This is a genomic window from Streptomyces sp. NPDC041713, assembly GCF_055591085.1.
In genome coordinates, this window is the sequence record NZ_JBVIZY010000002.1 from 934470 (window position 1) to 959498 (window position 25029).

24 protein-coding genes and 1 pseudogene are annotated in these 25029 nt (G+C 72.0%); 12 read left to right on the forward strand and 13 right to left on the reverse strand.

Translation table 11 applies throughout. The features are described 5' to 3' along the window. Positions 1-5: 5 nt before the first annotated feature. The 4 genes from ACZ6CV_RS09135 to ACZ6CV_RS09150 all read left to right on the forward strand — a co-directional run bounded on the left by ACZ6CV_RS09135 (position 6) and on the right by ACZ6CV_RS09150 (position 3897). Positions 6-1130: an AraC family transcriptional regulator gene (locus tag ACZ6CV_RS09135; protein ID WP_469250210.1), complete on the forward strand. Its 1125-nt coding sequence runs from the start codon at positions 6-8 to the stop codon at positions 1128-1130. 341 nt (positions 1131-1471) lie between these two features. Continuing rightward, positions 1472-2641 (forward strand): lipase family protein, encoded by a 1170-nt coding sequence (locus ACZ6CV_RS09140; RefSeq protein ID WP_469250211.1) that lies wholly within the window; start codon positions 1472-1474, stop codon positions 2639-2641. A 123-nt stretch (positions 2642-2764) separates the two neighbouring features. Next, positions 2765-2902 carry a hypothetical protein gene (locus ACZ6CV_RS09145; RefSeq protein WP_469250212.1) on the forward strand — a complete coding sequence of 46 codons (138 nt, stop codon included), beginning with the start codon at positions 2765-2767 and terminating at the stop codon, positions 2900-2902. After that, the gene (locus ACZ6CV_RS09150) at positions 2899-3897 is read left to right on the forward strand and encodes a molybdopterin-dependent oxidoreductase (protein WP_469250213.1); all 999 of its coding nucleotides are present in this window, start codon (positions 2899-2901) and stop codon (positions 3895-3897) included. The genes ACZ6CV_RS09145 and ACZ6CV_RS09150 overlap by 4 nt, the downstream gene beginning before the upstream one ends. 49 nt (positions 3898-3946) lie before the next feature. Here ACZ6CV_RS09150 and ACZ6CV_RS09155 read toward each other — a convergent pair whose 3' ends face one another. Next, complete coding sequence (locus tag ACZ6CV_RS09155) at positions 3947-5491, reverse strand: MFS transporter (RefSeq protein ID WP_469250214.1); 1545 nt, start codon at positions 5489-5491, stop codon at positions 3947-3949. A 410-nt stretch (positions 5492-5901) separates the two neighbouring features. Here ACZ6CV_RS09155 and ACZ6CV_RS09160 point away from each other — a divergent pair, with 410 nt between their 5' ends. Continuing rightward, a complete protein-coding gene (locus ACZ6CV_RS09160; RefSeq protein WP_469250215.1) occupies positions 5902-6801 on the forward strand; it encodes a helix-turn-helix transcriptional regulator in 900 nt (299 codons plus the stop codon). Between the two features lie 49 nt (positions 6802-6850). On the opposite strand, the gene ACZ6CV_RS09165 is transcribed toward ACZ6CV_RS09160, so the two are convergent. After that, complete coding sequence (locus ACZ6CV_RS09165) at positions 6851-8431, reverse strand: alpha/beta hydrolase (RefSeq protein WP_469250216.1); 1581 nt, start codon at positions 8429-8431, stop codon at positions 6851-6853. A 118-nt stretch (positions 8432-8549) separates the two neighbouring features. Continuing rightward, a complete protein-coding gene (locus tag ACZ6CV_RS09170; RefSeq protein ID WP_469250217.1) occupies positions 8550-9827 on the reverse strand; it encodes an acetyl-CoA C-acetyltransferase in 1278 nt (425 codons plus the stop codon). A 72-nt stretch (positions 9828-9899) separates the two neighbouring features. Here ACZ6CV_RS09170 and ACZ6CV_RS09175 point away from each other — a divergent pair, with 72 nt between their 5' ends. Both ACZ6CV_RS09175 and ACZ6CV_RS09180 read left to right on the forward strand, forming a co-directional pair. Then, positions 9900-11213: a 3-oxoacyl-ACP reductase gene (locus tag ACZ6CV_RS09175; protein WP_469250218.1), complete on the forward strand. Its 1314-nt coding sequence runs from the start codon at positions 9900-9902 to the stop codon at positions 11211-11213. Between the two features lie 175 nt (positions 11214-11388). Further along, positions 11389-12300, forward strand: a complete 912-nt coding sequence (locus tag ACZ6CV_RS09180; protein WP_469250219.1) for a MaoC family dehydratase — start codon at positions 11389-11391, stop codon at positions 12298-12300. Here ACZ6CV_RS09180 and ACZ6CV_RS09185 read toward each other — a convergent pair. After that, positions 12236-12862 (reverse strand): TetR/AcrR family transcriptional regulator, encoded by a 627-nt coding sequence (locus tag ACZ6CV_RS09185; RefSeq protein ID WP_358712913.1) that lies wholly within the window; start codon positions 12860-12862, stop codon positions 12236-12238. The genes ACZ6CV_RS09180 and ACZ6CV_RS09185 overlap by 65 nt on opposite strands. A gap of 190 nt (positions 12863-13052) precedes the next feature. Here ACZ6CV_RS09185 and ACZ6CV_RS09190 point away from each other — a divergent pair, with 190 nt between their 5' ends. Continuing rightward, on the forward strand, positions 13053-13610 hold the full coding sequence (locus ACZ6CV_RS09190; protein WP_469250220.1) for a hypothetical protein: 558 nt from the start codon (positions 13053-13055) through the stop codon (positions 13608-13610). Positions 13611-13760: 150 nt separating this feature from the next. On the opposite strand, the gene ACZ6CV_RS09195 is transcribed toward ACZ6CV_RS09190, so the two are convergent. The 5 genes from ACZ6CV_RS09195 to ACZ6CV_RS09215 all read right to left on the reverse strand — a co-directional run bounded on the left by ACZ6CV_RS09195 (position 13761) and on the right by ACZ6CV_RS09215 (position 18295). Further along, positions 13761-15125: a dicarboxylate/amino acid:cation symporter gene (locus ACZ6CV_RS09195; RefSeq protein WP_469250221.1), complete on the reverse strand. Its 1365-nt coding sequence runs from the start codon at positions 15123-15125 to the stop codon at positions 13761-13763. Positions 15126-15498: 373 nt separating this feature from the next. After that, entirely contained in the window at positions 15499-15786 is a 288-nt protein-coding gene (locus tag ACZ6CV_RS09200) for a DUF4229 domain-containing protein (RefSeq protein WP_469250222.1), read from the reverse strand. Positions 15787-15897: 111 nt separating this feature from the next. Beyond that, the gene (locus ACZ6CV_RS09205) at positions 15898-16422 is read right to left on the reverse strand and encodes a GNAT family N-acetyltransferase (protein WP_469250223.1); all 525 of its coding nucleotides are present in this window, start codon (positions 16420-16422) and stop codon (positions 15898-15900) included. 154 nt (positions 16423-16576) lie between these two features. Continuing rightward, complete coding sequence (gene mqnE, locus ACZ6CV_RS09210; RefSeq protein ID WP_469250224.1) at positions 16577-17740, reverse strand: aminofutalosine synthase MqnE; 1164 nt, start codon at positions 17738-17740, stop codon at positions 16577-16579. A 90-nt stretch (positions 17741-17830) separates the two neighbouring features. Next, entirely contained in the window at positions 17831-18295 is a 465-nt protein-coding gene (locus tag ACZ6CV_RS09215; protein ID WP_355820152.1) for an Lrp/AsnC family transcriptional regulator, read from the reverse strand. A gap of 133 nt (positions 18296-18428) precedes the next feature. Between ACZ6CV_RS09215 and ACZ6CV_RS09220 the strand changes: the two genes are divergently transcribed. Next, on the forward strand, positions 18429-18554 hold the full coding sequence (locus ACZ6CV_RS09220) for a hypothetical protein (protein ID WP_469250323.1): 126 nt from the start codon (positions 18429-18431) through the stop codon (positions 18552-18554). Positions 18555-18637: 83 nt separating this feature from the next. On the opposite strand, the gene ACZ6CV_RS09225 is transcribed toward ACZ6CV_RS09220, so the two are convergent. From ACZ6CV_RS09225 to ACZ6CV_RS09235, 3 genes are read right to left on the reverse strand one after another with little or no spacing between them, the layout of a single operon-like run. Next, positions 18638-19312, reverse strand: a complete 675-nt coding sequence (locus ACZ6CV_RS09225) for a UbiX family flavin prenyltransferase (RefSeq protein WP_469250225.1) — start codon at positions 19310-19312, stop codon at positions 18638-18640. A gap of 25 nt (positions 19313-19337) precedes the next feature. Then, positions 19338-20240, reverse strand: coding sequence for a menaquinone biosynthesis prenyltransferase MqnP (gene mqnP / locus ACZ6CV_RS09230; protein WP_469250226.1), 903 nt, complete (start codon positions 20238-20240; stop codon positions 19338-19340). Beyond that, positions 20237-21697 carry a menaquinone biosynthesis decarboxylase gene (locus ACZ6CV_RS09235; protein ID WP_355820148.1) on the reverse strand — a complete coding sequence of 487 codons (1461 nt, stop codon included), beginning with the start codon at positions 21695-21697 and terminating at the stop codon, positions 20237-20239. The genes mqnP and ACZ6CV_RS09235 overlap by 4 nt, the downstream gene beginning before the upstream one ends. A gap of 89 nt (positions 21698-21786) precedes the next feature. Here ACZ6CV_RS09235 and ACZ6CV_RS09240 point away from each other — a divergent pair, with 89 nt between their 5' ends. Continuing rightward, the gene (locus ACZ6CV_RS09240) at positions 21787-22131 is read left to right on the forward strand and encodes a PLDc N-terminal domain-containing protein (protein WP_469250227.1); all 345 of its coding nucleotides are present in this window, start codon (positions 21787-21789) and stop codon (positions 22129-22131) included. Positions 22132-22137: 6 nt separating this feature from the next. Next, positions 22138-23028, forward strand: a pseudogene (locus ACZ6CV_RS09245) (LysR family transcriptional regulator); the annotation flags it as partial. Here the strand turns inward: ACZ6CV_RS09245 and ACZ6CV_RS09250 are convergent. Continuing rightward, entirely contained in the window at positions 22925-23899 is a 975-nt protein-coding gene (locus ACZ6CV_RS09250) for a DMT family transporter (protein WP_469250228.1), read from the reverse strand. The pseudogene ACZ6CV_RS09245 and the gene ACZ6CV_RS09250 overlap by 104 nt on opposite strands. Positions 23900-24021: 122 nt before the next feature. Between ACZ6CV_RS09250 and ACZ6CV_RS09255 the strand changes: the two genes are divergently transcribed. Further along, on the forward strand, positions 24022-24978 hold the full coding sequence (locus ACZ6CV_RS09255) for an isopenicillin N synthase family dioxygenase (RefSeq protein WP_469250230.1): 957 nt from the start codon (positions 24022-24024) through the stop codon (positions 24976-24978). Positions 24979-25029: the final 51 nt, after the last annotated feature.

Genomic DNA, 25029 nt, shown 5'->3' on the forward strand with positions numbered 1-25029 from the left:
GTGGCATGGCCAGGCGGACGATCACCGTGCACCATGTGCGGGCCGTGCTGCGCGGCGCCGAGCGCAGCGGCGTGGACACCGTGCCGCTGCTGCGGGGCGCGCAGATCCCTCCGCTGCTCCTCGGCGACGACCGGGCCCGGGTCACCGCGCCCCAGTTCGCCCGGCTCTTCCGGGAGTTGTACCGCGCCACCCAGGACGAGTTCCTCGGCCTCGGCGCCGCCGTCAGCAGGCCCGGCACCTTCGCGATGATGTGCCAGGCCTCGCTCGGCTGCCGCGATCTGGGCGCCGCCGTGCACCGCGGCACCACCTTCTACGGCCTCTTCCCCGGCGGCCCCGACCTCGTCCTGGAACGCCGCGCCGACGAGGCGGTGTTCGGCGTCCGCAACGACCTCGAACAGGACTACTTCCTCGCCGAGTGCCTCGTCATCATCTGGCACCGCCTGTGCAGCTGGCTGATCGGCCGCCGCATCCCGCTGCGCTGGGCCGAGTTCGGCCATCCGCCGCCCCCGCACAAGGACGAGTACGAGCTGCTCTTCGGCTGCCCGGTGCGGTTCGGCGCCGAGCGCACCGGCGCGGGCTTCGACCCGCACTGGCTGGACGCCCCGCTGATCAGGGACGAGGACGCGCTGGACGAGATGCTGCGCCGGGCGCCCTTCGAGCTGCTCACCCGGCGCGAGTACGGCACGACCGTCGCCGAGCAGGTGCGCCGCGCCCTCGCCCGCGCGCTGCGCTCCTCGCCCCGGCTGCCCTCGCTCGGCGAGATCGCGGCACGGCTCGCGGTGAGCCCGGCGACGCTGCGCCGCCGGCTCGCCCAGGAGTCCACCTCGTACCAGCAGCTGAAGGACGCGGTGCGGCGCGACGCCGCCATCGCCGGTCTGGTGGAGGGGAGCGAGCCGATCGCGGAGCTCGCCGCGCGGCTCGGGTTCTCCGAGGACACGGCCTTCCACCGGGCGTTCCGCCGGTGGACGGGGACGACCCCGGGGGCGTACCGGACGGAGACGGAACGGCCGCCGGGCGCGCCCCAGGAGCCCAGCGAGGGCTACGGCTCCTCTGCGCCGGGCGGTGGCGCGTCCGCGGCGGCATCGGCGGCCCCGGGCTCCGCGACCGACGGTGCGGGCGGCGGGAGCTGAGCCGCTCCGCCGTCGCCCACCGGGCCGGCCGGGTGGTGATCGGCCGCTCCGGCATGGCGGTCCTCCGTCCCGAGTCACGGGGTGGGACGCTGCTCGGGTCCGCTCGCGTCGGCGTCCGCCCGGCCCGCTCGTGCCGCCGCCGCGCCCGGAGCCCGCGCTCCCCCTCGGCGACCGTGGCGCCGGGCACCGCCCTGAACCTGCGCACCGGGGCCGAGGAAGGCGGTCGTCCCGGCATCCCGGGTCAACGAAGGTGAGCGTCCCGGTCAGCCCCGAACTTACTCGCAGGTCAGTACGGTCGTTGCCGTACCGCCCCACCCCCTGAGCACAGTTGGGAGTGCCGCATGCACACACGCACCAGTGCCAGAGCCAGAGCGTGGGCCGTGGTGGCCGCGCTCGGACTGACGGCCGTCACCCCGCTCACCGCGGCGCACGCCGACGACCGCGGCGCCGCCGGTTCCCCCGGCGACGTCGTGACCTCCGCGCCGAGCAGCTTCCACCCCCTGCCGGGCCAGCCGACCAACACCAAGGCCTGGAAGATCGCGTACCGCTCGACCACGGCCACCGGCGCGCCGAACACCGTCACCGGCACGGTCATCGTGCCGCAGGACGGCAGGAAGGGCCCGCGCCCGCTGATCACCTACGCCGTCGGCACCGTCGGCGTCGCCGACCGCTGCGCGCCCAGCGCCGGCTTCCCCACCGGCACCACCGTGGAGGCCAACCTCATCCAGCAGCTCACCCTGCGCGGCTGGGCGGTGGCCGTCACCGACTACGAGGGTCTCGGCACCCCCGGCGACCACACGTACACGGTGGGCCGCGCCGAGGGCCAGGCCATGCTGGACGCCGCCCGCGCCGCGATCCGGCTGCCGGAGGCGGGCCTCGGGAAGGACACGCCGGTCGGCATCATGGGGTACTCCCAGGGCGGCCAGGCCTCGTCGTGGGCGGCCGAACTGCACGGCTCGTACGCACCCGACCTCGACGTCAAGGGGACGGCGACCGGCGGCGTCCCCGGCGACCTGCTGAAGGTGGCGAAGTTCAACGACGGCTCGTACGGCTCGGGCCTGATCTTCATGGCGGCGATCGGCCAGAACGCGGCGTTCCCGGAACTGAAGCTGGAGTCCTACCTCAACCCGTTGGGCCGCGCGCTCGTCGGCGCGATGAAGAACAGCTGCGTCGCGGACGGAGGGGTGCTCGGCTCGTTCAAGACGATCGCGTCGATGACCACGAAGAACCCCCTCGACCAGCCCGACTGGCAGCGGCGTCTGAACGAGTCCAAGGTCGGCACGGTCAAGCCGGACGCGCCGGTGTACCAGTACCACGCGCTCGGCGACGAGCTCATCCCGTACGGCGTGGGCAGGCAGGTGCGCGAGGACTGGTGCGCGCGCGGGGCGAACGTGGAGTGGCACACGGTGCCGGTCGGTGAGCACGTCAGCGGAGTGATCACGCAGAGCCCGTTCGCCGCGCAGTGGCTGGCGGACCGGTTCGCGGGGAAGGCGGCGCGCGGCAACTGCTGAACGTCCGCCACGCCGCGGGAAACGAGTGGGCAGCGTCCCGCCGTCCCCCTAGGATCTTGAAGTTCGCAGGGATCGTTCTCAGGGATCCCTGCCGTGCTTCGAGAACCGGGGGGACTTCTCGTCATGCTGATCATGCCCACGGCCCTGGCCATGCTGGCCCTGTTCGTCCTGGCGATGAAGGCGACCGACACGGTGCCGCCGCGCGGGGCGGCGGAGCCGGACAGCGAACCGGAGGGGCCCGCACAGGGAGCCGCCCGATGACCGCACCTTCTTCGCGTCCGGAGTCCGCCGCGCCGCTGACGCCCCCGCCCGGCGACCCGTCGCTGGCCGACCCCGCGCCCGGCCCCGACTTCGTCACCCCGGTGGACAACGTCTTCGTCCGCACCCACCTGGGGCTGCCCGACCTCGACGTCGCCCAGTGGACCCTGACGGTGGAAGGCCTGGTCGAGCGCCCCCTGCGCCTGGACCTTGCGGCGCTCCTCGCGCTCCCCGCCGAGCAGCTCACCGCCGTGCACGAGTGCTTCGGCAGCCCGTTCCGCCCCGACGTGCCGACGCGCGCGGTGACGAACGTGCAGTGGACGGGGCTGCGGCTGGCCACACTCCTCGACCGCGCGCGCCCGCTGCCGACGGCCCGGCACGTCGTCCTGGAGGGCGCGGACACCGGCTCGTTCGGGGACGAGGACGGCCTCTCCTACGTGAAGGACCTCCCCCTGGAGACGGCGCACCGCCAGGTGTTCCTCGCCCACGGCATGAACGGCGAGCCGCTGCGCGCCCCGCACGGCCGGCCGCTGCGGGCCGTGGTCCCCCGCATGTTCGGCACGAACTCGGTGAAGTGGCTGACCAGGATCGTCCTGACGGACGAACGGCCCCGGCACATGTTCACTACGACGTACTACACCCGGACCCTGCCGGGCGACGACGCGCCGCGGCCGGTGCGCGAGGTCGACGTCAACAGCAAGATCCTCTCGCCCGCGCCGGGCGCCGAACTCGCTCCCGGCACGGTGACGTTCAGGGGCCGTACGTGGTCCACGACCGAGGTCGTCGGCCTCGACCTCTCCGTCGACGGCGGCCCGTGGGAACCGGCCGTCCTCGACGTCCTGGGCTCCGAGCCGACCTGGCAGGGCTTCTCCCTGCGGCGCACGCTCGCGCGGGGCGCGCACACGGTCCGCTCGCGGGCGCGGGACGCGCGGGGGCGGGTGCAGCCGCCGCCGGGTGCGCGGAACTCGGTGCACGAGGTGGCGTTCACGGTGCGGTAACCGTGGCGCGCGGGGTGGGGCGGGGCGGGGCGGGGCGGGGCACGCTACGTCACGAGGAGGTGGCGGAGGCCAACTCCGAGCCCGACTTCAGGTGGGACTCGGAGCCCGAGTTCGGGTCCGACTCCGAGCCCGAGTTCGGGGCCGCCGTGGAGGAGCCCTCCGAGGACGCCTTCAGGTCCGGCTTGGACGCGGTTTCCGTACGCGGCAGCAGCCACGCGGCCAGCACGGTCGTCACGCACAGGGTGACGCCCACGACGACGAGCCCCGTGTGCATCCCGGCGAGCGAGAACCCGGCGGCGCCTTCGCCCCCGCCCTCGCCGCCGCCACCCGCGAGCAGCGCGCCGAAGAGGGCCACGGACATCGCGCCGCCCGTCTGGCGCAGGGAGTTGAGCAGACCGGACGCGGTGCCCGCACGCTCGCCGGGGACGCTGTCCATCAGCTGGGCGGTGAGCGCGGGGACGGCGAAGGCGCCGCCGAGGCCGGTCGGTACGAGCAGGACGAGGACGAGCCACAGCGGCGTACCGGCGTTCAGCGGGACCAGCACGAACATGGCGAGGGCGAGGACCGCCTGCCCGATGACGATGACCCGGCGCCGGCCGAACCGCTCGGCGGCGCGCGGCGAGACGAGGTTGGTGGCGGTGATGAACACGGCGAGCGGCACGAACATCAGCCCTGCCTCGACGCCCGACATGCCGCGCAACTGCTGGTAGTAGAGGCCGAGGAGGAAGGTCACGCCGTAGAACCCGGCGTTGACGGCGAAGCCGACGGCTAGGGCGACCGAGACCGGCCGGCGGCGCAGCAGAGCGAGCGGGACCATCGGCGCGGGGTGCCGCTTCTCGGCGGCGTGGAAGCCGATGCCGGAGGCGAGCGCCACGGCGAAGGCGCCGAGCACGGGCGCGCTGGTCCACCCCAGGTGCCCGCCCTCGATGACCGCGAACGCGAGCCCCGCGAGGGTGAGGACGGCGGTCACCTGACCGGCGAGGTCGAGCGGCGCGGGCCGGCGCGGCGAGGGCGCGGTGCGGGCCAGCAGGGCGAGGATCACGGCGCCGACGGGCAGGTTGAGCAGGAAGACCGAGCGCCATCCCGCGCTCTCGGTGAGGATGCCGCCGAGTACCGGGCCGACCGCGACGGCCACGGATCCGCCCACCGTCCACAGCGCGATGGCGCGGGCACGGCGGCGCGGGTCGTCGTAGGCCTGCCGGATCAGCGCGAGGGACGCGGGCATCACGATGGCGGCGCCGGCGCCCTGGGCGACGCGTGCGGCGATCAGCGCGCCGATGCCGGGGGCGAGGGCGCAGGCCAGCGAGGCCGCGGTGAAGAGCCCGACGCCCCAGGCGTACGCCCGCCGCGCCCCCGCCCGGTCGGCGAGCGCACCGGCGGACAGCATCAGTGCGGCGAACATGAGGGTGTAGGCGTCCACGACCCACTGCAGCCCCGCCATGCCGCCGTGCAGGGTGGCCCGGATGTCGGGCAGCGCGATGTTCACGGCGGTGACGTCGATGGTGATGACGGTGAAGCCGAGGAGGGAGGCGACGAGGGCGAGCGAGGAGGACCGACCCTTGACGGGCGGGCTCGGGGGCGGGGCGAGGGACATGGGGCTGGCTCCTACGGTGACGTGTGATCGACCCCGCGACGGTGCGGAGCAACGGGTGGGCGGGCGGGAAACCCGCCGCGGAGCGGCGAAGCAATCGCCCCGCGACGGTGCGGCGCAACGAGTAAGCGGACGGACAGGAGTGCCGCCGCGGAGCGGCGGGGTGTGCGCTCACAACGGGTGCGGCGCAACGGCCCCGCCGCGGAGCGGCGAAGAGAACCGCCGGACAGCAACGGTCACCGAGGCCGCGGCCGGCGAGACCGCCACCTGGGCCCCGGACCACCGTGCCGTCCGGACACCCCCTACTCTGCGCCGAACGCGCCCACCGTGGCAGGCCGCACCTCACCGGGGTCCCACGTTCCTGGCCCTGACACAGCCCCCCACACCGAACCCCCGCCAGGGACAATGGCGGCATGACGGAAAGCACCCCGGCCACCCCAGCGAGCCAAGCGCCCCCCGCGGCCCCCACCGCCCAAGCCGCCGGCACCGGCACCGGCACGGAACTCGGCCGCTACCTCCGCGCCCGCCGCGCCCGCGTGACCCCCGCCGAGGCGGGCCTCCCGGCCGGCACCGGCCTGCGCCGCACCCCGGGCCTGCGCCGCGAGGAGCTCGCCACCCTGGCGGGCGTGAGCGTCGACTACTACACGCGCCTGGAGCGCGGCCGCGAGACGAACCCCTCGCCCCCCGTCATCGACGCCCTCGCCCGCGCCCTGCGCCTGACGGGCGACGCCCACGACCGCCTGCGCGACCTGGCCGAACTGGCCTCCGGCCGCCTCACGGAGCCGCACCCCACGGCCGACCACACGGTGCGCGAGTCCACCCTCCGCATGCTGGACGCGGTGGCCCCGCTCCCCGCGTACGTGGTGAGCAGGCACAGCTACATGCTGGCCGCCAACGCCCCCGGCAAGGCCCTGCTCCCCGGCCTCTGGGACTGGCCCGACGAGCAGCGCAACGTCCTCCGCTACCTCTTCCTGCACCCCGTGGGCCGCGTCCTGTACCAGCCGTGGGAGGCGACCGTCGCAAAGTCGGTGTCACACCTGCGCGCGATCGGCGGCACCGACACGGACTCGCCCGAACTGCAGAACCTGGTCGGCGAACTCCTGCTGAAATCCACCGAGTTCGCCCGCATATGGGAGCGGTACGACGTGTGCGAGCGCGGCGGCGGCACCAAGTCGTTCGAGCACCCGGACGTCGGCGCGATGACCCTCACGTACGAGGTGATGACACTGGCGCGTACGGGCGGCCAGCGCCTGGTGGTCTACCAGGCCCCGCCCGGCACCCCGGACGAGAAGGCGATGCTGAACCTGACCTGACACCGAACCCGAAACACGGAACCCGACCTGCCCCCCACCACCCGGCCCCTCACTCAGCCGCGCAAGAACTCCCGTTCTTAGGCATCTCCCCGTACAGCAGGAACCCGTCCACCTTCTCCTGCACGCACTTGGAGCCGAGGTAACCGGTGTGCCCGTCACCCTTGTTGTCCAGGACGACGGCCTGCGGCCCGAGCCGGCGCGCGGTCTCCTCCGTCCACCGGTACGGCGTGGCCGGGTCGCCCCGCGTGCCGACGAGCAGCAGCTTCGGCGTCTTCACGTCCCGTACGTCGTCCCGGATGTAGCGGGTCCCGGCCGGCCGGCCGAAGCACAGCAGGACCGGCATCATCATCGACTTGCCGAAGACCGGCGACGCCTCGTCGAACTCCTTCTGGAGCCTGCCGATCTCCTTCTCGAGGTGGGCGGCGTCGGGCCGGTCGGGGTCGTCGGCGCAGTTCACGCCCATGAGGGCGGCGGTCAGGTTGTCCGCGGGCACCTCGTCGCCGGACAGGTCGCCCGCGGCCCCGCCGGGCAGCACCCCGCCCGGCAGCCCGCCGCTCATCCGGATCAGCGCCCGCGGGTCCCCGTCGGCGAGCAGCGCGCCCAGCGCCTGTGACAGCGCGGGCCAGGCCTGCCTGCTGTACAGCGCCTGGCTGAGAACGCCGACGACGTCCTGGCCGGTGAACTCCTGGCCGTCCATGGACTGGAGCGGCATCTCGTCCAGCTGCTCGACGATCTTGACCATGCTGTCCCGCGCGGAGCGGGAGTCGGTGCCGAAGACGCATCCGGCGTTCCCGGTGCACCAGGCGATGAAGTTGTCGAGGGCCGTCTGCCGGCCCTCGGCGGTGGCGAGGGACTGCGCGGCGACGGGCTCGGTCAGCGTGTCCACGCCGTCCAGCGTCATCCGCCCGACCTTCTTCGGGAATTGGGCGGCGTAGACGGCGCCGAGCCGCGTCCCGTACGAGAATCCCAGGTAGTTGAGCTTCTTGTCGCCGAGGGCCTGCCGCATCACGTCCATGTCGCGCGAGACGTTGACGGTCCCCATGTGCTCCAGGACGGGCCCGGACCGCTTCTCGCACTCCTCGGCGACCTTGCGCAGCTCCTTCAGGACGGCGGCCGGGTCGTCCGGGTCCCCACCGGTGGGGTCGGCGCCCTGTTCGGCGTCGCCGCAGCTGACGGGCTCGCTCAGGCCCACTCCGCGCGGGTCGAAGGAGACGATGTCGTACTCCTTGCTCAGGAAGTCGAACTCCTTCTGCGCGCCGGCGAGCGCGGAGACACCGGGCCCGCCGGGGCCGCCGAAGTTCAGGAGCAGGGACCCGCGGGGCTTGCCGCTCGCGCTGGACTTCAGCCGGATCATCGCGACGTCGACGCTTCCGCTGCCGGGCTTCGCGTAGTCGAGCGGTACGGAGACGTGCCCGCACCGGAAGTCCTTGGCCCCGCCCGTGGCCTCCGCCATGGCCTCGGTGCCGCCCTTGCACGCGGCCCACTTGATCTTCTGCGTGTAGTAGCGCGACAGGTCGGGCCGTCCGCTGCCGCCACCGTCGGCGGCCGCGGCGGCCGAGGCCAGGCCCGGCACTCCCGCTCCCACGACGGCCAGCACGGTGACTCGGGCTATGGCACCAGCTCCACGCACGGCAACCTCCCTGGGTATGCCCCTCGCTCACCCTAAGGGCGCCCCGAGCCCCTCGCCCGTTCAGCGCAGGGTGACCGTACGCGCACCCCCACTACTCTCCGTGACAAGCCAGGCCCCCTCAGTCCCGCTCCAGGATCGCCGTGACCCCCTGCCCACCCGCCGCACAGATGGAGATGAGCCCACGCCCCGGCCGCCTCCGCTCGGCGAGCAGCTTGGCGAGGGTGGCGACGATCCGGGCGCCGGTCGCCGCGAACGGGTGACCGGTGGCGAGCGACGACCCGGCGACGTTCAGACGCGCCCGGTCCACGGCGCCGAGCCCCCGCTCCTCCCAGGCGGCGAGCGTGGCGAGCACCTGCGAGGCGAAGGCCTCGTGCACCTCCACGAAGTCGAAGTCGCCGAGTCCGAGCCCGGCGCGCTCCAGCATCCGGGGCACCGCGTACGCGGGTGCCATCAGCAGCCCGTCACCGTCCCCGGCGACATCCCCGTGGACGAAGTCCACCGCCGCGCTCTCACAGGCGACGAGGTACGCGAGCGGTTCGAGCCCCCGCGCCGCGGCCCACTCCTCGCTGGCGAGCAGGGTGACGGCGGCGCCGTCCGTCAGCGGGGTGGAGTTGCCCGCGGTCATCGTCGCGTCCGGCGCACCGGTGCCGAAGACGGGCTTCAGCCGGGCGAGCGCGCCCACGGTCGACCCCGGCCGCAGGTTCTGGTCCCGCGCGAGCCCGCGGAACGGTACGACGAGATCGTCCATGAACCCCCGCTCGTACGCCGCCGCGAGCCGCTGGTGACTGGCGGCCGCGAGCTCGTCCTGCGCCGCGCGCGAGATGCCCCACGCGCGGGCGGTCACCGCGGCGTGCTCGCCCATGGAGAGACCGGTGCGGGGTTCGGCGTTGCGCGGGATGTCCGGTACGAGATGGCGGGGGCGCACCCGCCCCACGGCCCGCAGCCGCCCCCCGAACGTCCTGGCCCGGCGCGCGGCCAGCAGGATCCTGCGCAGCTCGTCGTTGACCCCGAGGGGCGCGTCGCTCGCCGTGTCCGCCCCGCCGGCGACGCCCGATGCGAGCTGGCCGAGCATGACCTTGTTGGCGACGGCGACGACGGCCTGGAGCCCGGTGCCGCAGGCCTGTTGCAGATCGAAGGCGGGGGTACGGGAGTCGAGGGCCGAGCCGAGGACGACCTCGCGGGCGAGGTTGAAGTCCCGGCTGTGCTTGAGCACGGCGCCGGCGACGAACTCCCCCACGTCGCCCGGCCCGTGGAGCCCGTACCGCTCCACGAGGGCGTCGACGGCGGCGGTCAGCATCTCCTGGTTCGAGGCGGCGGCGTACGGCCCGTCGGACCGCGCGAACGGTATGCGACTGCCGCCCACCACGGCGACCCGGCGCACAGAGGGAAGACTCATGTCTCGACCAGCTCCTGACCCTTGAGTAACCTTACTCGGAAGTAAATTTACGACCGAGCTGGGAGTTGGACAATGGCCGACCGCTACCTGACCTTCACCGCCACGGCGCCCGGCCGCTTCCTCACCCGCCGCCTGGGCCTCCCCCAGCCGGCGCGGCTGCACCGCTGGAGCCGCGAACACCCGTCCCTGGGCGGCGAGTTGCTCCTCCTGACGGCAGGCGACTCCCCCTACGCCAAGGACCTCCCGACCCTCCTGAAGTCAACGGGCCACACACCCAGCTCAACCGCGGCCTCCCCCAAGGCAGTTGTCCTAGATGCGACGGCGATACGGGACACACGGGCACTGGCCGAGGTCCATGAGGCCCTGCACCCGGTGGTGCGCAAGGTGGCGGACAACGGCCGTGTCGTACTGCTCGGCTCCCCGCCGGACGAGTCCGACCACCACCAGGCCGCCGCGCAGCAGGCGTTGGAGGGGTTCACGCGCTCGCTGGCCAAGGAGCTGGGCCGGGGCCGCACCGCCTCGCTCGTCCGTGTCTCCGGCCCGATAGCGACGGCCGAGTCGACCCTGCGCTTCCTCCTCTCCCCCAAGTCGGCCTACGTGACCGGCCAGGTGATCGAGACCGGCCCCGCCGAGACGGTGGCGGCGCCCGCGGACTGGGACCGCCCGCTGGCGGGCCGCACCGCCCTGGTGACGGGCGCGGCGCGCGGCATCGGCGAGGCGGTCGCGGAGGTCCTGGCGCGGGACGGCGCCACGGTCGTACTCCTCGACGTCCCCTCGGCCCGTCAGGACCTGGCCCGCGTCGCGGACCGCCTCGGCGGCTCGGCGCTGCCCCTCGACATCACGGCGCCGGACGCGGGCGAACGGATCGTCGCGGCGCTGCCGGACGGCTGCGTCGACATCCTCGTCCACAACGCGGGCATCACGCGGGACCGGAAGCTGGCGAACATGGGGCGGGACCGCTGGGAGCAGGTCATCGACGTGAACCTCGGGGCGGTGCTCACCACGACGGACGCGCTGCTCAAGGCGGACGCGTTCCGGCCCGGGGGCCGGATCGTCGCCACGGCCTCGATCGCCGGGATCGCGGGCAACGCGGGCCAGACGAACTACGCCGCCAGCAAGGCCGGCGTGATCGGCTTCGTCCGCTCGCTGGGGCCGCGGGCGCTGGCGGAGTACGGGGTGACGGTGAACGCGGTGGCCCCCGGCTTCATCGAGACGAAGATGACGGCGGCGGTGCCGGTGCTCATCCGCGAGGCGGGTCGCCGCATGAACTCCCTGGTGCAGGGCGGCCACCCCGTGGACGTGGCGGAGACGACGTCCTGGCTGGCACAGGGGGGCGTGAACGGCCAGACGGTACGGGTGTGCGGCCAGAGCCTGCTAGGCGCCTAGCGGCGGGCAAAGGTCCAATACGGGTGACCCCGCGCCGCCTCCTTACCGCACCCCGGGGCGCGAGCCGCTCATGGGTGGCCCCGCGCCGCCCTCTCCCCGCGCCCCCAAGCCCGCCGCTCCGCGGCGGATCCTCCCCACCCACCCACCCGTTTACCCCGCGACGAAAGTTGCCCTCATGCCCATCCCCCTCCCCCTCACCCTCCTCCGCGCCGCCCTCCTCTCGCCCCTCAAACGACCCCGCCCCGACGCCGTCCCGCCCTCCACCCGTCTCGCCCTCACCACCACCCCCGACCCCCACCACCTCGCCGCCTACGAGGCCCTCTGCGGCTTCGGGGGCGGAGACGCGCTCCCCCTCACGTACCCGCACATCCTCGCGTTCCCCCTGGCCCTGCGCCTGATGGCCGCCCGCGACTTCCCGCTCCCCCTCCTCGGCCTGGTCCACACCTCCATCGAGATCACCCAGCACCGCCCCCTCCCCCGTACCGCCTCAGGATCCGAGCAACTCCAACTCACCGTCCACACCGAGGCATTGGCCCCCCACCACCGCGGCACCGAAGCCACCCTCACCACCGAAGCCAGCCTCCACGGCGAACTCCTCTGGCACTCCCGCAGCACCTATCTCGCACGCCACAAGACCAACACCCCGAAGCCCAACACCCCCGCCCAGCCCACGCCCACACCCACGCTCACACCCACATCTCCCGGAACCGACACCGACTGGCCTCTCCCCGCCGATCTCGGCCGCCGCTACGCCGCCATCAGCGGCGACCGCAACCCCATCCACCTGCACCCCCTCACCGCCCGCCCCTTCGGCTTCCCCCGCGCCATCGCCCACGGCATGTGGACCATCGCCCGCTGCACAGCGGAACACGGGAGCGGAAACACAGGCGACGGAGCCGCCTACCTCAAGGCGGAGTTCAAGGCCCCCGTCCCCCTCCCGTCCACGGTCACGTACACCGCACACGGCCCCTCCGCCTTCGAACTCCGCTCCTCCACAGGCAAACCCCACCTCACCGGCACCCTCACGCGGGAACCCAGCGCCGCCCCTCCATCAGACCCCCAAGCCCCGCCCACGCGAAGTTCATGAGCGTCGCCGCCGCCTCCCTCGCCGAGACCGACCCATCCGTGTTGGCCCACCCCGCCAACGACTCCGCCGCCCCCACCAACGCCTGCGCGAGACCCGCGACCTCGCGATCCCGCAACGAGGGATCACCGTGCGCGGAGCGTGCCGCGTCCGCGATCAGCGACGTCACGAACGCGACGATCTCCTCCCGCATCGCGGCGACCTCCGCGGCGAACGGCTCCCCCTGCGTCCGCGCCTGACTGTGCAGCACGGCCCACCCGTCGGGCCGTTCGGCGGTGTGCGTGAAGAACGCCCGCAGCCCGTCCCACAGTTGCCGGTCCGCCGGCTCCCCCGCCGCGGCGACCCCGCTCGCCCCCTCCCGCACCGCCGCGACGAGCGCGTCCGCCTCCCGCCGGATGCAGGCGCTGAAGAGCTCTTCCTTGGAGTTCAGGTACAGATACACGAGCGGCTTGGAGACCCCGGCGAGCTCCGCGATCTCGTCCATGGAGGCGGCCCGGTACCCCCGTTGCCCGAACGTCCGCACCGCCGCGTCCAGCATCTGCTGCTCCCGGACGGCCCGCGGCATCCTCTTCTGCCGCCGCTTCACACCCGCCTCACCCACCCCGGCCCCCGCCTTTCCACGCTGTCCGTATCACCCGTCAGCGTACGGTCATCGAGAGCGGAGGCACGATTACCGGAAACCCCACGCACCCGGCAACAACCTGGTACCGGTCGTGCGTATGCTCGCCTCGACTGATGGAGCCGGGAGGGTGGGCATGCTGAAGTTGCTCGGTTTCTTCGCTGACTTCGGTCACTCCGGCGAGCTGGCCGCAGGACCGCTGGAGGCCCAGGTGCGAGCGTCCGGCGAACCGGACGAAGCCCAGATCGTGGAGTATCTGGACGTCGGTCATCACCTCACGTACTTCATGGAGGCAGGGGTCGACGTCCTCACGGGTGAGGTACACCGGCACACGTCCGGCTGCTCGTCCCTTGTCACCGACGGCCTGTGGGTATGGCGCGCGGACTTCGCGCACTATCTGGAGGCGTATCACGTGCCGTTGCCCGCGGACTTCGTCGCCCGTGTCCGCCGGTTCCGCCATCGGATGCCGGACCTGGTCGGTGCGGACTTCGCGCCGGTCTACGACGAGGTGGTCCGTGGGTTCGGATGGACGCATATGGACCCCTGGGACGCGGACTCGACCCTGCGCCCCCAGCCACGAACTGTCCTGACGCGCGCGGAATTCGTGTCGAGGCTGCGGCAAGAACGGCCCGCCGGCCCCTGGGGGAGGGCGCCGCGCAAACCTCGCGGGGACAAGAACCGCGGTCCTCAGTGACCCCACGAAACGCGCGGATTCCGGACGTCACGCCAGGGACAGCCACGCCAGAACTCTCGCCCTGAACCACCCCCGGAACTCCCGCACACGCGACACGCCCCGCATCGGAGACATCCGGATGCGGGGCGCGGTGCGAGGGGGCCGGAAACGTCAGGCGACGGCAGGCACCGGGTTCGACGACGGCGCCTCGGCGAACTCGTCCAGCGAAGCCGCCGACGCGTTCTCGTACGCCTCGCGGTCCAGGATCTTCTCGCGGGCGGCGACGATCACCGGCACCAGCGCCTGGCCGGCGACGTTCGTCGCCGTGCGCATCATGTCCAGGACCGGGTCGATGGCGAGGAGCAGGCCCACGCCCTCCATCGGGAGGCCGAGCGTGGAGAGGGTCAGCGTCAGCATGACCGTCGCGCCCGTCAGGCCCGCCGTCGCGGCCGAGCCGACGACCGAGACGAAGGCGATGAGCAGGTACTCCTTGACGCCCATGTGGACGTCGAAGATCTGCGCGACGAAGATCGCGGCGATGGCCGGGTAGATGGCGGCGCAGCCGTCCATCTTCGTCGTGGCGCCGAAGGGCACCGCGAAGGACGTGTACTCCTTCGGGACGCCGAGCCGCTCGGTGACCTTCTGGGTGATCGGCATGGTGCCGACCGAGGAGCGGGAGACGAAGGCCAGCTGGATCGCGGGCCAGGCGCCCTTGAAGAACTGCAGCGGGTTGACCTTGGCGACGGTGGCGAGCAGCAGCGGGTAGACGCCGAAGAGGACCAGCGCGCAGCCGATGTAGATGTCCGCGGTGAACGTCGCGTACTTGCTGATGAGGTTCCAGCCGTAGTCCGCGATGGCGAAGCCGATGAGGCCGATGGTGCCGATCGGGGAGAGCTTGATGACCCACCACAGGGCCTTCTGCAGCAGCGCGAGGACCGACTCGCTCAGCTCCAGGATCGGCTTCGCCTTGTCGCCGATCTTCAGGACGGCGATGCCGGCGACGGCGGCCATGAAGACGATCTGCAGGACGTTCAGCTCGGTGAACGGCGTGACGACGTCCGTCGGGATGATCCCGGTCAGGAAGTCGATCCAGGAGCCCGCGTGGTCGGGCGCCTTGCCGTCCTTCGGGGTGAGGCCGGTGCCGGAGCCGGGGTTGGTGAGCAGGCCGATGGCGAGGCCGATGGCCACCGCGATCAGCGACGTGATCATGAACCACAGCAGCGTGCGGGTGGCGAGCCGCGCGGCGTTGTTGACCTTCCGCAGGTTGGTGATCGACACCAGGATCGCGAAGAAGACGAGCGGGGCGACCGCGAGCTTCAGCAGGCCGATGAAGGTGTCGCCGACCTTGGAGAGGGTGGTGACGAGCCAGTCGACGTCCTGGTTGCGGGCGATCCAGCCGAGCAGGACGCCGAGCACCAGTCCGCCGAGGATCTGCGCCCAGAAGGGGATCTTGAGGAACTTGGGTATCCGGAAGCCGGACTGGGGCTTCTCGGGCTGGCCGGCCTTGTCGGCGGGCGTCGCGGAATTCGCGGACACGGACACACTCCGGTGAGGAAAGTCAGGGGGAGGGGGACGTACGGGAGCGGCGACCGCGAAGGGTCAGCGGGGCCGCTGCAGCGGGGGTCACGTTCAGATGTGACAGGCCGCGGACATGCAGCGGCAGAGGTCGACATGCAGGCGCGCCACGAGCGGGACGCTCACGGCGTGGTGGTGCGCTGCTGCTGTCTTCATGTCGAACACGTTAACACTTGTACTTTGAGATCATCAAAGGTCTTGTTTGAGGCAGACGGAAGGGTTGCCCCCGCGTCGGCGGCGACGAGCGCATCCCCAACTCCCCCACGACGCACGGAACCCCGGCCCCGGAGCAGTGCGCTCCGGAACCGGGGTCCCGAGAAGTGTGTGACGAACCTTACGAGGTCCGCGCCGCGTCGTCCGCCTCGTCCTCCTGGGTGCGGTTCGCCTCCAGGTTCGCCTTGGCGCGGTCCACGCGGGCGACGACGTCCGCCGAGGCGCGGTCGCGCTCCTTGCGCAGCACCACGAAGCTGATGGGCGCGGAGACGACCAGCGAGAGCAGCAGCACCCACAGCAGGTTCGAGTCGCCGAGGCCGCGCGGCAGGATCTCGGAGTAGACCAGGCCCCAGACGACCAAGAAGCAACCCACGAAGATCCCGAGGCGCATCAGCGTGTAGCGGAGCATGTCAATCCACTCTTCCGTTCCGAAAGGGGCCCGAGTAGGACGAGCCCCTCCAGTGAAGCACGGGAGGAGCCGCGTCCGGCAAGGGGGTGGGAGCCCCTCGCGCACGCCCCCTCAGCCGAGCGGCAGCAGCATCGTGATGTCGTCGCGGTCGTCGCCGGGCGCGACCCGGATGGCGCCGGGCACCCGCCCGACCTCCTTGTATCCGCAGGAGGCGTAGAAGCGGTCCACACCCGTGCCGCCGCGGCAGGTGAGCCGGATCGCCTCCATGCCCTCCATGCCGCGGGCGGCGTCCGCGGCGGCGGCCATCAGGTCGCGGCCATACCCCTTGCCTTGGTGGCGCGGGTGGACCATCACCACGTACAGCCAGATCCAGTGCTTCATCAGGCGGTGCTGGGTGTACGTGAGGAACGCGGTCGCGGCGACGGCGCCCTCCTCGTCGTGCCCGACGAGCAGCCGGGTGCGTCCCTCGCTCAGCTCGGTGAGGCGCTTGACCCACTCCGGGCGGATGTCGTCGACGGTGACGGGCGGGACGAATCCGACGGCTCCGCCGGCGTTGGACACGTCGGCCCATAGCGCGAGGACTCCGTCGCGGAGGGCGGGGTCGATCTCCGGGTCCAGGGTGAAGGTAAGTGCCATAGAGGCAGATTAACTATTACCGATCGCCCGCCTCAACCACATTCCGCATGCCGGACGACGCGACGCCCCCGGCCGAGGAGCCGAAGAGCCCCGGACAACGCGACGAGCCCCGGCCGAAGAGGCCGGGGCTCGCGCGTCGTGCACAGCGGGCGGGTCAGACCCGCATCGCCTGCGGCGTCTCCCGCAGCAGCGGGTCGGGACCCTCGTACTCCCGGATCGCCTCGTAGCGCGTGTTCCGCTCGACCGGGCGGAAGCCCGCCTCGCGGATCAGGTCGAGCAGGTCCTCGCGGGTCAGCTTGTTCGGCGTGCCGAAGTTGTCCGCGTCGTGCGTGATCTTGTACTCGACGACCGAGCCGTCCATGTCGTCGGCGCCGTGCTGCAGCGCGAGCTGCGTCGTCTGCAGGCCGTGCATGACCCAGAAGACCTTGACGTGCGGGACGTTGTCGAAGAGCAGGCGCGAGACCGCGAAGGTCTTCAGGGCCTCGGCGCCCGACGCCATGGTCGTGCGCGCCTGGAGGCGGTTCCTGACCTTGCCGTCCTTCATGTCCACGAAGTCGTGCTGGTAGCGCAGCGGGATGAAGACCTGGAACCCGCCGGTCTCGTCCTGGAGTTCGCGCAGCCGAAGCACGTGGTCGACCCGGTGACGGGGCTCCTCGATGTGGCCGTACAGCATCGTGCAGGGGGTCTTGAGACCCTTCTCGTGCGCGAGCCGGTGGATGCGCGACCAGTCCTCCCAGTGGGTGCGGTGGTCGACGATGTGCTGGCGCACCTCCCAGTCGAAGATCTCCGCGCCGCCGCCGGTGAGCGACTCCAGGCCGGCCTCGATCAGTTCGTCCAGGATGTCGGATGCCGACATGCCGGAGATCGTCTCGAAGTGGTGGATCTCGGTGGCCGTGAAGGCCTTCAGGGAGACGTCCGGGAGCGCCTTCTTGAGCTCGCTGAGCGAGCGCGGGTAGTAGCGCCACGGCAGGTTCGGGTGCAGGCCGTTGACGATGTGCAACTCGGTGAGGTTCTCGCCCTCCATCGCCTTGGCGAGCCGGACGGCCTCCTCGATGCGCATCGTGTACGCGTCCTTCTCGCCCGGCTTGCGCTGGAAGGAGCAGTACGCGCAGGACGCGGTGCACACGTTCGTCATGTTGAGGTGGCGGTTGACGTTGAAGTGCACGACGTCGCCGTTCTTGCGCGTGCGCACCTCGTGGGCGAGGCCGCCGAGCCAGGCCAGGTCGTCCGACTCGTAGAGCGCGATGCCGTCCTCGCGGGACAGCCGCTCCCCGTCCCGGACCTTCTGCTCGAGCTCGCGCTTGAGACCTGCGTCCATGCCTGGTCCTTACCTCTCCCTACGACCTACGACAAACTCCGCCAACCGTACGCCCCCGCCCGAGCCGGACGGGGACCACCTCCCGCGCCGCTACGACGCCTCTTCCTCCTCGGGGAGTTCGCCGACCCGGTTCTCCCACTTGGTGGAGAGCACGATCGTGGTCCGCGTGCGCGAGACGCCGCGGGTGCCGCTGAGCCTGCGGATCGTCTTCTCCAGGCCGTCCACGTCGGTGGCCCTGACCTTGAGCATGTACGAGTCGTCGCCCGCGATGAACCAGCAGTCCTCGATCTCGTGCAGGTCCTTCAGGCGGCGCGCCACGTCCTCGTGGTCGGCGGCGTCGGAGAGCGAGATGCCGATGAGGGCGATGACGCCGAGGCCGAGCGAGGCGGAGTCGACGGTCGCGCGGTACCCCGTGATGACACCGGCCGCTTCGAGGCGGTTGATCCGGTCCGTGACGCTGGGCCCGGAGAGGCCCACGAGCCGCCCGAGTTCGGCGTACGAGGCGCGGCCGTTCTCCCGCAGGGCCTGGATGAGCTGCCTGTCCACGGCGTCCATAGGTGCGATGCCTTTCATTATTCAGCGATACCGCGAGTCTATGTGTAGAATCTAAGGCGTAACAGGGTCTAGCCCCTGTGAATCTTTCTCAATCTCAGCCGATCAACGACGATCCTTCAGGAGTGAGTCACCCGTGTACTCGATCGAGATGGCCTACGCCCGCATGCGCGAGCTCCAGGACCTGGCCAACCGCTCGCGTGCGAATGTTGCGGCGCCGCGTAGGGCCGCCAAGAAGCCTCGGGGCGCCAAGAAGCGGTAGTCCCGCCGTTGGGGTTGGGGACGGTGCCGGCTGCGGGTTCGTCGTGGTTGCTCGCGCAGTTCCCCGCGCCCCTTGCGGGGCGCTCAGTCGGCACGGGAAGCGCCCCCCAGCTCCCCTTTCCAGCGGCGGTACAGCTCGTGCGGCACGCGTGCCGCGTCGAGGACCCGCCCGGCGACGAAGTCCACCAGATCCTGGATGTGCGTCGCCCCCGCGTAGAACGCCGGTGAGGCGGGCAGCACGATCGCGCCCGCCTCGTCCAGGCTCACCAGATGCTTCAGCGTCTGACCGTTCAGCGGCGTCTCCCGTACGCAGACCACGAGCCGCCGGCCCTCCTTCAGGGTCACGCTCGCCGACCGCTGCAGCAGGTCCTTCGAGAGCCCCAGCGCCACCCCGGCCACACACGCCGTGGACGCCGGCACGATCAGCATCCCCTTCGTCGCGTACGACCCCGACGACGGCCCCGCCGCCAGGTCGCCGGCGGCCCAGTACCGCACGTCGGACACGTCGGCGTCGAACACCCCCGGCTTGCCGTCGGCGCCGCGCGCCAGCCAGTGCCGCAGGTCGTCCCGCCAGTGCGCGTCACGGAAGGCGATGCCCGTCTCGTCGAGCAGGGTCAGCCGCGAGGCGCGCGAGACGACGAGGTCCACGCTCTCGCCCGCCGCTAGCAGCGCGCGCAGCACGGCCGCGGCGTACGGCGTCCCGGAGGCGCCCGACACCCCCACGATCCAAGGCCTACGCTGCGTATCTCCTGGGTTCACGCTGTGAAGCCTATCCGTCGGCGTTTCAGACAGTGAGGCCGCGTACGAGCAGGTCGAGCAGCGCGCACGCGAACAGGGCGATCCCGATGAACCCGTTCACCTGGAAGAAGGCGCGGTTCAGCCGGGACAGGTCGTGCGGCTTCACGATGGAGTGCTCGTAGCCGAAGGCACCCGCGACGATCGCGAGGCCGAGCCAGAAGAAGACGCCCGCGTCGGTGGCCGCGGCGTACCAGACGAGCAGTGCCGTGGTCACGAAGTGGCAGGCGCGCGCGCCCCGGATGGCGGCCGGGATGCCGAACCGCGCGGGCACCGACTTCACGCCGACCTCGCGGTCCGTCTCCACGTCCTGGCAGGCGTAGATCAGGTCGAAGCCGCCGATCCAGATGCCGACCGCGAGGCCGAGGATGACGGCCCGGCCCGACCACTCGCCGGTGACCGCGATCCAGGCGCCGACGGGCCCCATGGCCTGGGCGATGCCGAGGATCGCCTGCGGGAAGTTCGTGAACCGCTTGCCGTACGGATAGACCACCATCGGGATCACCGCGACCGGCGCGAGCGCCAGGCAGAGCGGGTTGAGCAGGGCCGCCGAGCCGAGGAAGACCACGAGCGCGATCAGCGCGCCGGTCCACGCGGACTTCACCGACACCGCGCCGGTGACCAGTTCGCGGTGGGCGGTGCGCGGATTGCGGGCGTCGATCTCGCGGTCGATGACCCGGTTGGCGGCCATCGCGAAGGTGCGCAGGCCCACCATGCAGACGGTGACCAGGAGCAGCCGCCCCCAGTGGATGTTGCCGTCGAGGCGGAACATCGCGGTGAGCGCGGCGATGTAGGCGAACGGCAGCGCGAACACCGAGTGCTCGATCATGACGAGCCGCAGGAAGGCCTTGGTGCGTCCGGGCTGCGGCAGCGCGGCTGATGCTGAACTCACGAGAGTCCGTACTCCTTCCAGCGGCGGTCGACCTTCGCCGCCGTCTCCGGGTCGGACTCGACCATCTCCGGCCAGCCGCCGTCCCGGGTGTAGCCCTCCTCGGGCAGCTTCTTCGTGGCGTCGATGCCCGCCTTGCCGCCCCAGAACTGCTGGTAGGAGGCGTGGTCGAGGTGGTCGACGGGGCCCTCGACGACGGTGAGGTCGCGGGCGTAGTCGGTGTTGCCGAGCGCGCGCCAGGACACCTCGTGCAGATCGTGTACGTCGCAGTCCTTGTCCACCACGACGATCAGCTTCGTCAACGACATCATGTGCGCGCCCCAGATGGCGTGCATGACCTTCTGCGCGTGCTTGGGGTACTTCTTGTCGATCGAGACGATCGCGCAGTTGTGGAAGCCGCCGGACTCCGGCAGGTGGTAGTCCACGATGTCCGGGACGATCACCTTGAGCAGAGGGAGGAAGAACCTCTCCGTCGCGCGGCCCAGCGGGCCGTCCTCCGTCGGCGGGCGGCCGACCACGATGGACTGCAGCAGCGGCCGCTTCCGCATCGTCACGCAGTCGATCTTCAGGGCGGGGAACGGTTCCTGCGGCGTGTAGAAGCCGGTGTGGTCGCCGAAGGGGCCCTCGGGGAGCATCTCGCCCGGCTCCAGCCAGCCCTCGATGACGACCTCGGCGTGCGCGGGCACCTGGAGCGGGACCGTCTTGCAGTCGACCATCTCCACCCGCTTGCCCTGGATGAACCCGGCCAGCATGTACTCGTCCATGTCGCCGGGCAGCGGCGCCGTGGAGGCGTACGTGACGGCGGGCGGGCAGCCGAAGGCGATGGCGACGGGCAGCTTCTCGCCGCGCCGTGCGGCCACCTGGTAGTGGTTGCGGCTGTCCTTGTGGATCTGCCAGTGCATACCGATGGTGCGCTTGTCGTGGCGCTGCAGCCGGTACAGGCCGAGGTTGCGCACCCCGGTGTCGGGGTCCTTGGTGTGGGTCAGGCCCAGGTTGAAGAAGGAGCCGCCGTCCTCGGGCCAGGTGAAGAGCGCCGGCAGCTGCTCCAGGTCCACGTCGTCGCCGGTGAGGACGACCTCCTGGACGGGCGCGTTGTCGGACTTCACCTTCTTCGGCGGTACGTGCGTCATCGCGCCGAGCTTGCCGAACGCCTCGCGCACCCCGACGAAGCCGTGCGGCAGCTCCGGCTTGAGCAGACCGCCGATCTTCTCGCTGATCTCGCCGTACGACTTCAGGCCGAGCGCCTTCAGGAGCCGGCGGTCCGTCCCGTACACGTTCATGGCCAGGGGCATCGCGGAGCCCTTGACGTTCTCGAAGAGGAGCGCGGGGCCGCCGGCCTTCTGGACGCGGTCGGTGATCTCGCCGACCTCCAGATACGGGTCGACCTCGGCCTTGATGCGCTTGAGATCGCCCTCGCGGTCCAGTGCCCGGAGCAGGGAGCGAAGATCGTCGTAAGCCATGCGTTCCAGTATCCGGCACCGGCTACCCTGGCCCCGTCACCGGGGGCACGCACGCCACCCGCCGCCACCGCTTGGGGGATCGCGCCACCATGCTCAGGTATCTGCCGTTCCTGCTGGTCCTGGCGGTGTGGATCTATGCCTTCATCGATGTCCTGAACACTCCGGAGAAGGAGGTCAGGCATCTGCCCAAGGTGGTGTGGGTCATCATCGTGCTGCTCTTCGGCGAGGTGCTGCTCGGCCCGGTCGCCTGGCTCGTCACCGGCAAGGTGCGCCAGGCGCCCGGCGCGGGCGGCGGCATCGGCGGGCGGGGCCGCGGCGGCAGCACCCGGTGGGTGGCGCCGGACGACAACCCGGAGTTCCTGAAGTCCCTGCGCGACGAGGACCCGGACCCGGACGACGACCGGCGCGACCGGCGCGACAAGGGCGAGGGCTGACGGACCGTGGAACTGCGGCTGCTCGTGACCTTCGAGAAGGTCGCCGCCGTCCTCAGCTTCACCCGCGCCGCCGCCGAGCTGAAGTACGCCCAGTCCAGCGTCACCAGCCAGATCCGCGCCCTGGAGACCTCGCTCGGCGCGGAGCTCTTCGACCGGCTCGGCAGCCGCATCCGCCTCACCGAGGCGGGCGAGCGGCTGCTCCCCTACGCCCGGCAGATCATCGAACTCGCCGACGAGGCACGGGCCGCGGTCGCCGGCGCCGACGAGCCGTCCGGCACGATCGCGGTCGGCACGATGGAGTCGTTGACGTCCTATCGGTTGCCGCCGCTGCTGGAACTCTTCCACCACCGGTATCCCGGCGTGCGGCTCTCGCTGCGTACGACGATCGGTGACGCCACGAAGGAAGCGCTGCGGCAGGGCACGTACGACGTGGGCTTCCTCATGGAGGGCGAGCGGGCGCACCCCGGCCTGGAGACCGAGGTGCTCGCCGAGGAGCCGCTGGCCCTGGTCGCCGCCGCCGCGCACCCGCTGGCCGGCCGCGCCGCGCTGACCACGGCCGAGCTGGCCGAGGGGGCGCTGCTCGCTACCGAGCCGGGCTGCGCGTACCGCGACCTGTTCGAGCTGGAGCTCGGCTCCGTCGTTCCGCACGGGGTCTCCTTCATGGAGTTCGGCACCATCGAGGCGACGAAGCAGGGCGTGGCGGGCGGCCTCGGCGTGGCGCTGCTCCCGGCCGTGGCGGTGGCGCGGGAGCTGGCGGACGGCACCCTCGTACGGCTGCCGTGGGAGCCGCCGTTCACCTTGTGGACGCAGCTCGCGTGGCGGTCGGGGAAGCGTCTCGCGCCGCAGGTGCGGCTGTTCGTGGAGCAGGCCGTGCGGCTCGTACGGGAGCAGGGTGGCTCGCCCGCGCCAGGGTGACCTTGAGGCTCGCGAGGACGATCAGCGGGACGCCGAGTGCCTGGACGAGTCCGATGTGGTGGCCGTAGACCGCCCAGTCGGCGACCATCGCGACGGCCGGGTAGGTGAAGGCGAGCACGGCGATCTTGGCGGTGGGCAGCTTGGCGTACGCCGCGTACATCAGGACGTACATCAGGCCGGTGTGGATCACGCCGAGTCCGGCGAGCCAGGCCCATCCGGTGCCGGTGCCGCCCATCGCGCCGAAGTCGGTGAAGGGCAGCAGCAGCGGGATGCCGACGAGGACCTGGACGAGGGCGATCAGGTGCGGCCGTACGCCGGTGACGCGCTTGGTGACGAGGGTGGACAGGGCGTAGAGGACGGCGGCGAGCAGCGCCAGGCCGATGCCGGCGAGCGACCCCGCGTCGCCCGGCCGCACCCCCGAGACCAGCACGAGCCCCGCGAACGCGGCCGCCAGCCAGCCCAGTTGCGGGCGGGTCAGCCGCTCGCGCAGCACGACCGCGCTGAGCAGCACCAGGAAGAACGGCTGTGTGTGGTAGACGACGGTGGCCAGGGAGATCGAGGTGGCCTCGTACGCCGAGAAGAGGAACACCCAGTTGAAGACGATGAACACGCCGCCCAGCGCGGCGAGTCCGAGCTTCTTGGGGGTGAGGCCGTGGTCGCGGAAGTAGCCGCGGGCGGCGGCGTACGTGCCGAGGGCGAGGGCGCCGAACAGGACGCGGAAGAACACCACGTCGAACGCCGACGCGCCGGACTCGACGACGAAGATCCCGAGGGTGCCGGAGAGCACCATCGCGGCGGTGAGCTGGGCGGTGCCCGTGCGCTCGGAGGACTTGTGCGCTGCGGTCGTTGTCATGCCGACGAAGCTACGAGCGGGCGCACGCGCCGGTCCACGCGCTGCCGGGGCGTCCTCCCGATGGCTCCATCGGCGCCGTCGATGAGGCCTGACGGGCGGCGTGCGTGGGCACCATGGCCGGCATGAGCGCCGACACGAGCAACACATCCCGCATTCCGACGGTCGACCTGCGGCCGTGGCTGTCCGGCGACGCCGAGGCCCGCGCACGGACGGCACGCACGGTCGACGACGCCCTGCGCAGCGCCGGGTTCCTGCTCGTCACCGGACATGGCGTCGACCCGGCCCTGCGCGCGGCGATCAGGGAGTCCGCCCGCGGCTTCTTCCGGCTGCCGGCCGAGGCGAAGCGGCGGTACGCGGTGCGGGTGGGCGACCGGGGCTGGCTCGGCCCCGGGGCCGAGGCCAACGCGTACGCGGAGGGCACGGACGCGCCCCCGGACCTGAAGGAGTCGCTGTCGTTCGCGGCGGACGAGCCGACGGGGGATCCGGCGGTGGACGCCGAGTGGTTCGCGCCCAACACCTGGCCGGCCGAGGCGCCCGGACTGCGGGACCCCGTCGAGGAGTACCTGCGGCGGATGCGCGCGCTCTGCGACCGCCTCCTGGAGCTCCTCGGTGTCGCGCTCGGCGCGGGCGAGGACTTCTTCACCCGGCACACCGGCCACCCCACCTGGGGCTTCAACATCAACTGGTACCCGGGGCGGGAGCGGGTGGGCGCGCCCGAGCCGGGCCAGTTCCGCATCGGCCCGCACACCGACTTCGGCACGGTGACGGTGCTCGACCGGGAGGCGGGGCGGGGCGGGCTCCAGGTGTTCACGGACGACGGCGGCTGGCAGGACGCGCCGTTCGACCCGGCGGCCCTCACGGTCAACATCGGTGACTTGATGGCGCGTTGGACGGACGCCCGCTGGCAGTCGGGCCGCCACCGGGTCCTGCCGCCGCCCGCCGAGCTGCCCGCCGAGGAGCTGATGTCGCTCGTGTACTTCTACGAGTGCGACCCGGGCACGGACGTCCGGGGCGTCGACTCGCACGTCTATCTGCGGGGGCAGCTGGACGCGATCGCGGTGGCGGACGGCGAGGGCTGAGCGGGCCAGGGGCGGTCCGCCGTGGGGTTCGGCCGCGCGCCGGGCGCGGTC